The organism is Microcoleus sp. B4-C2, assembly GCF_036705265.1.
Lineage (GTDB): Bacteria > Cyanobacteriota > Cyanobacteriia > Cyanobacteriales > Microcoleaceae > Microcoleus.
Genome location: NZ_JAUBUB010000140.1, coordinates 1 through 11393, shown reverse-complemented (window position 1 = coordinate 11393; position 11393 = coordinate 1). Strand labels below are relative to the sequence as shown.

The following is an 11393-nucleotide window of genomic DNA, read 5'->3' as shown; positions in this document are numbered from 1 at the left end:
TTTTAGAGACATAAGATAGGCTGCACACTGAAATTATATTTTGACTATTATAGGATCAATCATTCTGTGGCGTTCTCTTAATCAGGGTGCATCTACCAATTAAGCTTCCTGAGAATTCGAGCGCAATCCGGACAACCTCAAACTTTATTCAGCATCACCGTCGATACCGCAAAAAAAAACCCCAAACCAAAATTGGCGGGGAGTTAATTAATCAGGGTGCATCTACCAATTAAGCTTCCTGAGAATTCGAGCGCAATCCGGACAACCTCAAACTTTATTCAGCATCACCGTCGATACCGCAAAAAAAAACCCCAAACCAAAATTGGCGGGGAGTTAATTAATCAGGGTGCATCTACCAATTAAGCTTCCTGAGAATTCGAGCGCCATCCGGACACTTATCTCAAACTTGTTCAGCATCAGCCTCGATACGACAAAAAAAACCCGGCCAAAATTGGTCGGGAGTTAATTAATCAGGGTGCATCTACTAATCTAATCTCCCGCCTCACAGCACCTCGTTCCGGACACTTTGGCAGAATTTGCGATAATTTGTGGTGTTTCCTGCGATCGACAAAAAAAACCCGGCCAAAATTGGTCGGGAGTTAATTAATCAGGGTGCATCTACCTAGATTTAGCAATATTAACCCAACTTTACCAAATATTAATCGAAGAGGTTTGGTCATTGAAATTATCACCTACATAAGGGTAATCACCGGGACCAAAGATAATAGATTCACCTTTAAAACGAGTATCTTTAAAAAGTGCTACTGTATAGTTTTCTGGAACTCTTAGTGAAGATATTTCATCATTGGGAATAGAACCCCAATCATGCCCTCCTTTGTCAAGTCTTATAGCTGTTCCTCTGAACCTGCTATCTGTATAAAATGTAGGTTTATCATATTCTAAGGTAAAACGCCCACCATCCAAAGGAAAGTGTATCTGAACCCACTGATTATCTATCACCATACGGAGCGGAGGTGGTGGAAAGGGCCCCATCACCGGACTTCCCTCTATAGTTTTCGTTAACCATCCATTTATAAAATGGATTTTAGGAACATAAATTATTCGCGCTGTTTCTCCAGCTAACAAATTAAATGTGTATGAAGTGCTAAAGGTTTTAGACTCGCTATATTGACCTCCAAGAGCGGCGTTTACACCTTCAAAAGTGACACCAGCAGTGAATGTTATGCCCCATGTAATAGTCGAACTTACTTGCCTCGTAATCGACCCACCACCACCAGGGGCTTCCATATATTCCGAAATTATTTGTTTCCAATCATAATGCTCCTGCTCGGCTTCCGACTCTTTTTTAAGATAATAGTTTGCTGCCATAGCTTCTTTTTCCTCTTTTTAAATACAATCTGGTTAGCTTTTGGGTGAAGTTGCACTAATTTAATCTCCCGCCCCAGAGCACCTCTTTCAGGACACTTTGGCAGAATTTCCGAAAATTTGTGGTGAGGGCGTGCGATCGGCAAAAAAAAACCCCAAACCAAAATTGGTCGGGAGTTAATTAATCAGGGTGCATCTACCAATTAAGCTTCCTGAGAATTCCAGCGTCATCCGGATAACCTCAAACTTTTTTAGCATCAGCGTCGATACCGCAAAAAAAAACCCCAGACCAAAAGTGGTCGGGAGTTAATTAATCAGGGTGCATCTACTAATTTAGTCTCCCGCCTCACAGCACCTCTTTCAGGAGACTTTGCCAGAATTTTGGAGAATCTGTGGCGAGGGCGGGCGAGATCCAAAAAAAAACCCGGCCAAAATTGGTCGGGAGTTAATTAATCAGGGTGCATCTACCAATTAAGCTTTCTAAGAATTCCAACGCCATCCGGAAACTTACTACTAAAAACTCACAACTCTTTTCGGTGAACCAGAGTTGCACTAGCTTGGTCTGTCGGAACTAGCAAGATTTCGCTAATATTGACGTGGGGCGATCGCGTCGCGCAAAAATACACGACATCGGCTACATCGTCCGCAGTCAGCGGTGTCAATCCTTGATAGACATTTTTTGCTTTTTCTGCATCGCCGTGAAACCGGACATTGCTAAATTCTGTTTCCACCAAACCAGGCTCTATTTCTGTCACCCGCACTGCTGTTCCCAAAAGGTCTTGTTTCAACCCTTCAGAAATAGCTCTCACTGCTGCTTTGGAAGCGCAATAAACATTACCTTTCGGATAAGCTTGGCGGCCTGCTATTGAGCCGATATTCACTACGTGGCCGCGGTTTCGGCTTACCATTCCCGGCACGATCGCACGAGTCATGTAAAGCAACCCTTTAACATTGGTATCAATCATTTCTTCCCAATCTTGAAAGTTGCCTTCGTGCAGTTTGTCTAAACCACGGCTCAATCCCGCATTGTTAATCAGAATATTGATGCTTTTCCAGGCATCGGGAAGCGCAGTTATCGCCGATTCGACTTGCGGGCGATCGCGCACGTCCAATTCTAGTAAATAAATCTCGTTCACCGACGCGATGGATTTTGTTTCTACAAGTTCGTTTGCTAGTAGAGCGAGCTTGTCAAGGCGGCGGGCTGCTAAAATTAGTTTGGCTCCACCTTTGGCGAATATCTTGGCACAGGCTGCTCCGATACCGCTACTCGCACCTGTAATGAAAACAATTTGATTTTGGATAGAAATCATACGATTTTAGATTTTAGATTTTAGATTTTAGATTTTAGATTTGGGAATTGGGAATGACTAATGAGATCAGGGTTTGGATATTTCATACTGTCAATTCAACATAATTTTTGTAGTGACGACTTTAGGGATTCAGTCCTTTCTCTTCAATATTTTCTTGAACTCGCCACTACTAAAATTACCCAAATAATACCATCCCCTAAAAAATGCAACTGTAGACCAGCGCTCCAAACATTTAATTCATAAGTTATTCCCCATCTAAAATCTAAAATCTAAAATCTAAAATGGTATAACCCATAACACCTATTTTATTACTTGACAACCCGCAATCGTACACTAACTGTTGCAATTCCGCCTTGTCGCATCAAAACTGCTGAAACCCACCGATTTTCGGGCGTAGCAGGAGCTTTGCCTACTTTAAAAATTCCCCCGGCATTTAGCAACTCTAGCTCGACTTCTGAGGGATTGAAAAAGGTTTTTTCGGTAATGGGTTCCTCCAAAACAGTCCCTATTAAAATATCATCGCCGATCGGCTCTCGTACAATGGCATCAAAATAGTAATCTTCGCCTACCTTAACTTGCTCCGGCAAATTTACTTCAATTGTGGGAGGATTATTGCCAGAACTAAGCTGAGTTTGTTCTGCTAAAATCTCTTGACTAACTATTTTTTCGCCTTCAAAGCGCTGCTGGGAACGGATGGTAGCTTTGAGACTTAATTCTCTGCCATCCTTTTTTTGAGTGCCGGCAATTGTAGTTATGGTTTCTGCAATAATCGCGCTACCTTCGGTTTTCCAAGATTTGATCTCGGTGCGATAATTTAAACTTGGATATCGATCCCAGAGTTGGGTGAGGGCTTTTTCCATGCTGCGACTGTTTAAGCCGTCAGAATGAGTGAAATTCTGGCTGTAAAATGCCATGACTGCTTTGACATCGCGCCGGTTGGCTGCTGCGTCAATTTCTGTTAGCACCTTTGTGAGTGGGGCTGGCGCATTTGCTCCTGTTTGGGCGATCGTTTGGGGAGTCGCCCCGATCGCACCGATCGCTCTTACCGCACTCGGATGCAGCACGCCAGCACTTACTACTGTTAAACATAACAACATTTGAGCGATCGACTGCCCGCCGTTAAAGCCAAAAACGATCGCCCGTTGGCGCAGCCCTCGAAGCGGATCGGCTTTTTCGTCCCGACGGCTGGAAAAATACTGAGATGCACTTGGCACTAAATTCAAAAAATTACGCATTAGGTGATAATTTGGTTATTTGTCAGGAGTCGTGGCGCGGGCAACTGTTCGCCTGCAACGAAAACTGACAACGGAAGGACGGACACGGCACAATCTAATTTTAGATTGCTGATTGAAAATTGGCTGAAACTGCCGGAATAATAAGCATAATAATCTAAAACCTCAAATATAAAATTGATTGACCTGTGGAACTTGTACTTGTAAAAGAAACAAAAACCTTGACAAAAGCCCCCCTCCGGTTGTTGGTTGCAGCTAGCGGCACTGGTGGACATTTATTTCCTGCGATCGCCACCGCTAGTCAGTTGAACGACTGTCAGATCGAATGGCTAGGAGTCCCAGATCGCATGGAAACCGAATTAGTTTCATCCCTTTACCCCCTCCACACGATCGCCGTTGAAGGCTTTCAGCAGCGATTTGGACTAGGTACTGTGCGAATTTTGGGCGGACTCGTCGGCTCGATCCTTCATGTGCGGAAGTTGCTCAAAGCGGGAAATTTTCAGGGAGTCTTTACTACTGGCGGTTACATCGCAGCACCGGCAATTCTAGCGGCCCGTTCTTTGGGTTTGCCGGTGATTCTCCACGAATCTAATGCCATTCCGGGGAAGGTGACGCGCTGGTTTAGTCCTTTGTGCACTGCTGTGGCGATCGGATTTGAAGCAGCAGCCCAGCATTTACCCCGCGCCAAAACCGTGGTGGCTGGTACGCCGGTGCGATCGCAATTCCTCGCCCGCCAACCTCTAAATTTGCCAATTCCTGACAGCGTACCTGTTATTTTAGTCATGGGTGGCTCTCAAGGTGCTGTCGCAGTCAATAAGTTAGTGCGCGAGTGTGCTCCGGCTTGGTTTGATGCCGGCGCTTGGGTGGTTCACCTCACCGGAAATAATGACCCGGATGCCGAGAGTTTGAAACACGAGCAATATTTGTCAATGCCATTTTACGACAATGTGGCGAGCTTGTTGCAGCGAGCAAATTTAGCAATTAGTCGATCGGGCGCGAGTGCTCTGACAGAATTAGCAGTGACGGGAGTACCTTCTATTTTAATTCCTTTTCCTCACGCGGCTGACGATCACCAAAGATTTAATGCGGAAGTATTTGCTAAAGTCGGCGCCGCCGTGGTATTCCGTCAAAGCGAACTGACAGCAGATGTGTTGCAAAGCAAAGTGTTGTATTTGTTAAGAGATTCCGAATATTTGGAAAAAATGTCTCAAGCTGCTGCTCAATTAGCGGTGACAGACAGTACAGAACGTTTGGCTAATTTGGTGAGGGAATTGGTGGTGAGGTAGCGAAAATTGGACACCGCCACTAATTTAACGAGTTCTTTTTAATGAGGGTAAAGCGTAAAACCCCTGTCCAACCAAATAACATAAAACACAGCCCCATCCCGATAACCAACCATTGGAGCCTTCCCGCAAAACCGAAAAGCAATAAAATTTACATCATCCTTAAGATGGCTGGGAATAGGTGCTCTAATGGAACTTCGGGCTATCTTCTCGTAGCCCAATCCGTGACGGGGACAAGCATTAATCTCACTCCAGGTAAGCTGATTTAATTTGTAGAGCGTATCTGCAAAAGCAGCCTTTTCATCTTTTGTGCATTGAGAAAGAGAGTAATCTTTATTCATGTATCGCAAAGAAAATAGAGGTGACTCCTGCTCTGGCGGTAAATCAACAATTTCTCTAGGTGAAATCCTTTTCCCTTTTTCTTGGCGTTGATTTGCCTTAAGATGCTTCTTCACAATTGAGTTGAGTCTTGAAGTATTTTTTCAGGGATTGATGAGTAATTTTTCCGCTATTTTGAGCAGCAAGTTTCCAGGGATATTCTTCGTGTGTCATGTTCCTTAACTTCCATGCAGCAAACTGCCCAAACACAGAGTAAACTTCATCAAGCAGGCTCTTAGTTTTTTCTTCGTAAATCGAAAAGTCTATATATTCAGGACGTGGAATTGCACCAGTACCATACTTTTTATAGTGACGGTACAAATCAGGAACAACGGGCCCGTGAGTCCATGCTTCTATGGCTTCAAGAAATAGCGGTTCATCGTACAAAGCTAAATGAAAGCCTTGAGCATAGTAAACCAATTTCTGAAGCTTGAGATTAGATATCAGATCGCCAGCATCTTCACTTGCCTGAGCCAAAAAGTATTCGGCTGCATCATAACAACTCAGCATAACTTACTTGGTAGTCATTAAACGGCAAAACTAGAACGAGATTTTTTTGACACTCCCGCGACTCAAGCAGACTATATTTGTCTGGAGACGTTTTCACGGGGAATTGCGAGCCGTGTCACTTTATTTACATTATACTATATTTTCTCAATCTATGCCATATTCAATTTAACAAAATTAACTACCGATTCTAATCCTTCCTTTGTCTTCAAGTTAGTAAAAACAAAAGGTTTCTCCCCCCGCATTTTTTTCGCGTCCCGTTCCATCACGCCTAAATCTGCTCCTACATAAGGTGCGAGGTCTGTTTTATTAATTACCAACATATCAGATTTAGTAATTCCTGGCCCGCCTTTGCGCGGAATTTTATCGCCTGCTGCGACATCGATTACGTAAATTGTTAAATCTACTAACTCCGGGCTAAAAGTTGCCGCCAAGTTATCGCCGCCGCTTTCGACAAATACTAAATCTAAATCAGTGAATTTGTGTTCTAACTCTTCTATAGCTACTAAGTTTATCGAAGCATCTTCGCGGATGGCTGTGTGGGGACAGCCTCCTGTTTCTACGCCCAAAATTCGATCGCTCTCCAAAGCTTGACTCCGAACCAAAAACTGGGCATCTTCCTGAGTATAGATATCATTAGTAACAACCGCAATCTGGTATTGCTGTCGCAGCGCTTTGCACAAAGCATCCAGTAAAGCTGTTTTCCCCGAACCAACTGGCCCAGCAATTCCTACACGAAAAGCACCCATAGCGATTTTAGATTTTAGATTTTAGATTTTAGATTTTCTGATTTTCTGATTTGGGATTTGGGATTGAGGGATTTGGGATTGAAGGATTTTCAACTGCGAAACAACCGAGTGTACTGAGTTTCGTGCGCCATGCTAGCCAGTCCTAATCCCCAACTGCAACTCCCAAGCTCATCATCTTCTAATTTTAAAACTTCTTGCGCCGTACAGCTAATTTGAGACTGCAAATCTAACAGCAACTGTTGACCGGCTGTTTGACCGAGGGGAATCAGTTTCACGCCCGCACTCGCCAAATTGGCAGCCCAACTGTACAAATATCCTAACACGGCGGCTTCCTCTTCAATCTGCCAGTTGGCGGCGGCAATGCCAAAGCCGATCGCAAAATTGCACGGATTGCCGCCAAATTCCACCAAATCTTTTACACTTGTTGTTAACCCAGAAGCAACGGGCGATTCCCTGCGGGATAGCTTCGCTTCACGCAAATCCAGCAGCAACCTCACCAAAGTCCGCCCCATTTGCCAACTTTGCAAGCGCAACTCTTCTGTTTCCTTAGCAGCCGTCGCCCAAGCATTCCAGTAATTCAAAGCCGTCAAATCCCCCATCTGTGCCGCCCTCAAAGCCCTTACCACCACAGCGGCTTCTACTCGCACAGCCCCGAATTGCAGCGAATTTTCTAACCAATTCCTCAAAGTAATCTCGCTGTCGATCGTACCGGTTTCTACCAGACTTTCGATTCCCTCAGAATAACTATAAGCTCCCACAGGTGCAAAAGCTAACTGCAACAAAGATAAAAGTTGATTGTTCACTGTTGACTGTTGACCAAGAATTTGTTGATGGTACAAGCCCCCGGATTTATCCGGGGAATCAATCGAAAATCGAAAATCGAAAATCCTCAAGCCCCCGAATTTATCTCGCGCAAGTCAATCCAAAATCTAAAATCTAAAATCTAAAATCTAAAATCGAATGACTGTTGACTGTTGACTTCTTGCTTCTTCAATAGCCGAAAGCAATTTAGTCATAAGCCCTCGGATTTATCGGTGGGAGTAAATCTAAAATCTAAAATCTAAAATCTAAAATCTAAAATCTAAAATCTAATGGCTGTGCCCATAAGCGCCCATTTCCGGCTGAAACGGCACAATTTCCTGTGTTACTTCCAAACCCATTTTTTCTAGCATTCCCTGCAACACAGAGTCGGGAGAAAGCCTTAAATAATTATCGGCAACTTCTAAAGCTACGTGGCGGTTTCCTAAATGATAAGCCGCCCGCATCAGTAGCAGCGGGCTTGAGGCCCGCGCTGTCAGCACGAGTTCGGGTTTTGCACTTACCAGTACCAAACAGCTACCGTCTTCCGACTGCAATAAATCTCGATCGCGCAATACTGTACCTCTGGGCAAACTCAGGTGCAGCCTTTCCCCCGTTTCTGTCTCGAATCGGTGGCGGCTGCGAGTGCGATCGTCGGCTGTCATCGGTAAAGTAAAGCTGACAACAGCATCGGGATTTGCTGGTAAATGTTTTGTGAATGTTAGCATTTTTCTATTCTATTCCTCAGAACCCTTCACTTTACATCGAGTTTTTGAGGAATATCTTTTTTATAGCCGAAGGAATAAGGAAGACCGAAATTGCAATTTTCAGCTCATGTTTCAGGAATTAAAAACGTTTTAATCGTCTTGGCGATCGCTATATCTCATTGCGATTTACAGCCAGTTGAAAAATATTCATCTCTCTGAACCGCTCCCGTTCTTGTCTTCATACCACATTTTTGTCATCTTGTCAAGCATTTTATCACAGACGATCGCCCTTTTTTCAAAAAATTTTGCATATCGTCTAGTAACTCGAACAATTTAAATCTCCAATATATTGTTGGGGGGAGGTAGCGCTTAGGCATCCTGCCTGCCCTTAACAAGCTTTTATGGAGAAGTCTAATAGAACGGGAGAGGAAGAAAGACTCAAACCCTCAAGCTTATTGATTGCCCGCTTGTTGCAGTCGCAGCAGTTCGGCTTGAATTCGCTGTTTGACTGCCGGGTCCGCTTGCTGGAGCAAAGTAAGCTGGTTGAAGCGACTAACTGTCAAACCATTGGTTTCGATAACTTTTTTAGCTTGTTGGCAGTAATTCACCGCGATGCCGCGAACACCTCCAGACAACCTATTAATTTGCTGAGTTTCGTTGCACACTACTCTGGGAACCGATCCCCCAGCCATTCCTTTAATTTCGTTATAAGCTTCCACCCGTCTGGGTTCTATTGCCAACACAGCACGAGCGTAGCTAGTAATTTCTTGGCTGCTAATTTCTTGAGCTTGGGCTGCCGATCCGAAAACGAAGTTTGGGGATTGTCCATACAAACCGGGCGCCCATCCGCTAGCTAAAGCTGCTGCAGAAATGGTGCCTGCAAACAGCGATTGTCGCAGCATCCGGTTTATGCCAAATTTAGAGGTGTTTAGTGAGGTGTTCATGGTCGTCGGTGATTGCTTACGTGTAGATAAAAATGACACAGCGCTTGGAGGCTCAATCTTTTTGAATAATGTGGTGGCTAAAAAGTTCCTGCCTAGGAGTGACTATTTTTAATTCCAGCAGGATGCTTTGGAAGTTGCTACGACGATCGACTTTTTAGCAAATTAGATAATTTGATTCATTCTAGCATCTGTGGGAAGTTGACAAAATTCAAACTTGAGATAGTAATTTTAATTACAGAGCGTTCCCGAATTCCCTCTGGCAATAATTCTCAAAGCGCAAATATTAAATAATTCTAAAAGTTATTGACAAATTACTCGCCTTAATTAGTCTAATCAAGGTACGCGCTAGCAAAGCTATCTTCCCGCCAGGGTTCCCGTTCCCCCGTAGGGGTTCCCCTAGGGTAGGGTAGGGAAGCGCCTGGAAGGCTAGGTCAATCGATTTTAGATTTTAGATTTTAGATTTTAGATTAAAGAATTGAAGCATTGACTTGCGCGAGATCAATTCGGGGGATCCTTTATCGGATACAGGTTTTTTATTTCTGGACGGATTCATCACGTGGCGGGTATCCTGGATGCGAGGGGGTCAAATTTAGCAGCAATCGCACTCCTCAATTGCGGCGATGATTTATCTAATGTTAAGCGATGGTGCATTTGTCGATCGACAAAATCCCCCACTGCTTTGGCTGCTGACGACGCCCAAGCCGGAACAAAAATCATGTTTTACTACCCGAAGATAGAGACAGCAACAGGGTACTAGACATTAAAATCTTGTTATCAAAATGCGCGCTAAGCTGTTAGTCATTTAAATTTATTGCCTCAACCCCTTGCAGTATGGGGTCTGACCCACAAATAGTGGAGTTTGAATGTCGAACAGCTTATCTGTTTTTGGCAGTCAACGCGCAGGCGTGGGATTCCAGTTCTCGCTTCCTCAAGTTTGGGGCTGTGAAAACTTGTCTGGGAGTTAGCCAGAAACCTGGTTTTTCTACGAAATAAAATCGTTACAGCCACCAGCAAAAGCAGACAAACCCGGAAAGCTGGAATTTTTGGGGCTCAGTTTGCTTGTCATCTCGATCGCAGATAGCGATTTTGTGCAAGCATTATCGTAGCAATTTAACAATTATTAATTACCCATTGCCCATGAAAAGTCAAAAAGAAATTTGGCGAGTTATTCTCGCAGTAGCTATCAGTATTGTAGGCGTGCTGCACTTTGCAGTACCCGCACCTTTTATCAGAATTGTGCCGCCCCAGCTTCCTTACCCGGAAGCATTGGTTTATATCAGCGGTTTTTTCGAGATTTTGGGCGGAATTGGGCTGTTAGTTCCTCCTGTCAGCAGGGCGGCGGCGTGGGGGTTAATTGCCTTGTTTATTGCCGTGTTTCCAGCTAATATCAATCAAGCCGTCAACAACATTCCGATAGAAGGGATTCCCCATAACCAATTACTGTATTGGTTCAGGCTGCCTTTTCAAGCTGTCTTCATTGCTTGGGCCTGGGTTTATACCCAACCAGACGAAGGTAAACCCCGGGCTTCTATAGTTCCAGATAGAACAGAAAACGCCCAATGAAGCAGTTCGACTACTCTGTGGATTTTAAAAACATCGACTTTCGACAGCACCCGGAACTTTATCGGGTAGGGAAAGGAGAACAGGGAGTGCTGTTGGTTGAACCCTACAAAGGAGAAATTCTGCCTTTCTGGAGATTTAAGACTCCTGAAATTGCCAGGGAGTCCAGCAGCAAAATTTACTCCTTGTTTTTAGAGTATCTCGATGCCGATGATTTTGTGGGAGCCGACATGGCCCGCAAGTTCTTGCAGATGGGGTACACTCGATCCCGTCGCTACGCTAACCACAAAAGCGGCCGAAAATACCAGCAAAACCCTCAAAAGCTGAAGTCTGTTGCAGAGCAAACCGCCGCTCGAAAAGATATTTTGCCGCTCGAAACAGATCCGGTGAAAGCCGAATCCGCCGCCATTTTTAAAGAGAAATGGATGCTGGCTAAAATCAATGAGAAATATCTCCAGCTTTTAGCCAGACATCGGCAGATGTACGAATCTTAGTTAGTCAACGCTGAGGATTGACATACAGTTACCAAGAAATTGGGTCTAAAGCCCCGTCATAAGCTTGACGGCTTTAATTAATTATCAACTTTTGTTAATTGTTTT

Annotated in this window: 13 protein-coding genes; 3 read left to right on the top strand and 10 right to left on the bottom strand. The window is 44.2% G+C overall.

Features of this window, described 5'->3' with window-relative positions:
* Nucleotides 1-648 precede the first annotated feature (648 nt).
* The 3 genes from QUB20_RS26725 to QUB20_RS26715 all read right to left on the bottom strand — a co-directional run bounded on the left by QUB20_RS26725 (nt 649) and on the right by QUB20_RS26715 (nt 3871).
* Entirely contained in the window at nt 649-1329 is a 681-nt protein-coding gene (locus QUB20_RS26725) for a hypothetical protein (RefSeq protein WP_333246897.1), read from the bottom strand.
* Between the two features lie 518 nt (nt 1330-1847).
* Nucleotides 1848-2636, bottom strand: coding sequence for an SDR family oxidoreductase (locus QUB20_RS26720; protein ID WP_333246895.1), 789 nt, complete (start codon nt 2634-2636; stop codon nt 1848-1850).
* Between the two features lie 308 nt (nt 2637-2944).
* Nucleotides 2945-3871, bottom strand: coding sequence for a nuclear transport factor 2 family protein (locus QUB20_RS26715; protein WP_333246893.1), 927 nt, complete (start codon nt 3869-3871; stop codon nt 2945-2947).
* Nucleotides 3872-4089: 218 nt separating this feature from the next.
* On the opposite strand from QUB20_RS26715, the gene murG reads away from it, so the two are divergent.
* Nucleotides 4090-5154: an undecaprenyldiphospho-muramoylpentapeptide beta-N-acetylglucosaminyltransferase gene (gene murG, locus QUB20_RS26710; protein ID WP_333246901.1), complete on the top strand. Its 1065-nt coding sequence runs from the start codon at nt 4090-4092 to the stop codon at nt 5152-5154.
* 38 nt (nt 5155-5192) lie between these two features.
* Here the strand turns inward: murG and QUB20_RS26705 are convergent, their stop codons facing one another.
* From QUB20_RS26705 to QUB20_RS26675, 7 genes are all read right to left on the bottom strand, one after another.
* On the bottom strand, nt 5193-5492 hold the full coding sequence (locus QUB20_RS26705; protein WP_333209543.1) for a hypothetical protein: 300 nt from the start codon (nt 5490-5492) through the stop codon (nt 5193-5195).
* Nucleotides 5493-5589: 97 nt separating this feature from the next.
* Nucleotides 5590-6039 (bottom strand): type II toxin-antitoxin system antitoxin SocA domain-containing protein, encoded by a 450-nt coding sequence (locus QUB20_RS26700; RefSeq protein ID WP_333057437.1) that lies wholly within the window; start codon nt 6037-6039, stop codon nt 5590-5592.
* Nucleotides 6040-6188: 149 nt separating this feature from the next.
* Entirely contained in the window at nt 6189-6785 is a 597-nt protein-coding gene (gene ureG / locus QUB20_RS26695; RefSeq protein WP_333057438.1) for an urease accessory protein UreG, read from the bottom strand.
* 89 nt (nt 6786-6874) lie between these two features.
* Entirely contained in the window at nt 6875-7588 is a 714-nt protein-coding gene (locus QUB20_RS26690; protein WP_333057439.1) for an urease accessory protein UreF, read from the bottom strand.
* Between the two features lie 285 nt (nt 7589-7873).
* Entirely contained in the window at nt 7874-8311 is a 438-nt protein-coding gene (gene ureE, locus QUB20_RS26685) for an urease accessory protein UreE (protein WP_333057440.1), read from the bottom strand.
* Nucleotides 8312-8742: 431 nt separating this feature from the next.
* On the bottom strand, nt 8743-9234 hold the full coding sequence (locus tag QUB20_RS26680; RefSeq protein ID WP_333246891.1) for a DUF4168 domain-containing protein: 492 nt from the start codon (nt 9232-9234) through the stop codon (nt 8743-8745).
* A gap of 552 nt (nt 9235-9786) precedes the next feature.
* The gene (locus QUB20_RS26675; protein WP_333057443.1) at nt 9787-9951 is read right to left on the bottom strand and encodes a hypothetical protein; all 165 of its coding nucleotides are present in this window, start codon (nt 9949-9951) and stop codon (nt 9787-9789) included.
* 420 nt (nt 9952-10371) lie between these two features.
* Between QUB20_RS26675 and QUB20_RS26670 the strand changes: the two genes are divergently transcribed.
* Both QUB20_RS26670 and QUB20_RS26665 read left to right on the top strand, forming a co-directional pair.
* Nucleotides 10372-10797 (top strand): DoxX family protein, encoded by a 426-nt coding sequence (locus QUB20_RS26670; RefSeq protein WP_333246889.1) that lies wholly within the window; start codon nt 10372-10374, stop codon nt 10795-10797.
* Nucleotides 10794-11288: a DUF4385 domain-containing protein gene (locus QUB20_RS26665; RefSeq protein ID WP_333057445.1), complete on the top strand. Its 495-nt coding sequence runs from the start codon at nt 10794-10796 to the stop codon at nt 11286-11288. Before QUB20_RS26670 ends, QUB20_RS26665 begins: the two co-directional genes overlap by 4 nt.
* The last annotated feature ends 105 nt before the right edge of the window (nt 11289-11393 follow it).

Coding starts and splice junctions, on each gene's coding strand:
- ureG (WP_333057438.1), bottom strand. CDS start 6,785: ATGGGTGCTTTTCGTGTAGGAATTGCTGGGCCAGTTGGTTCGGGGAAA.
- QUB20_RS26670 (WP_333246889.1), top strand. CDS start 10,372: ATGAAAAGTCAAAAAGAAATTTGGCGAGTTATTCTCGCAGTAGCTATC.
- QUB20_RS26705 (WP_333209543.1), bottom strand. CDS start 5,492: ATGAATAAAGATTACTCTCTTTCTCAATGCACAAAAGATGAAAAGGCT.
- QUB20_RS26665 (WP_333057445.1), top strand. CDS start 10,794: ATGAAGCAGTTCGACTACTCTGTGGATTTTAAAAACATCGACTTTCGA.
- QUB20_RS26675 (WP_333057443.1), bottom strand. CDS start 9,951: ATGATTTTTGTTCCGGCTTGGGCGTCGTCAGCAGCCAAAGCAGTGGGG.
- ureE (WP_333057440.1), bottom strand. CDS start 8,311: ATGCTAACATTCACAAAACATTTACCAGCAAATCCCGATGCTGTTGTC.
- QUB20_RS26725 (WP_333246897.1), bottom strand. CDS start 1,329: ATGGCAGCAAACTATTATCTTAAAAAAGAGTCGGAAGCCGAGCAGGAG.
- QUB20_RS26720 (WP_333246895.1), bottom strand. CDS start 2,636: ATGATTTCTATCCAAAATCAAATTGTTTTCATTACAGGTGCGAGTAGC.
- QUB20_RS26700 (WP_333057437.1), bottom strand. CDS start 6,039: ATGCTGAGTTGTTATGATGCAGCCGAATACTTTTTGGCTCAGGCAAGT.
- QUB20_RS26680 (WP_333246891.1), bottom strand. CDS start 9,234: ATGAACACCTCACTAAACACCTCTAAATTTGGCATAAACCGGATGCTG.
- QUB20_RS26715 (WP_333246893.1), bottom strand. CDS start 3,871: ATGCGTAATTTTTTGAATTTAGTGCCAAGTGCATCTCAGTATTTTTCC.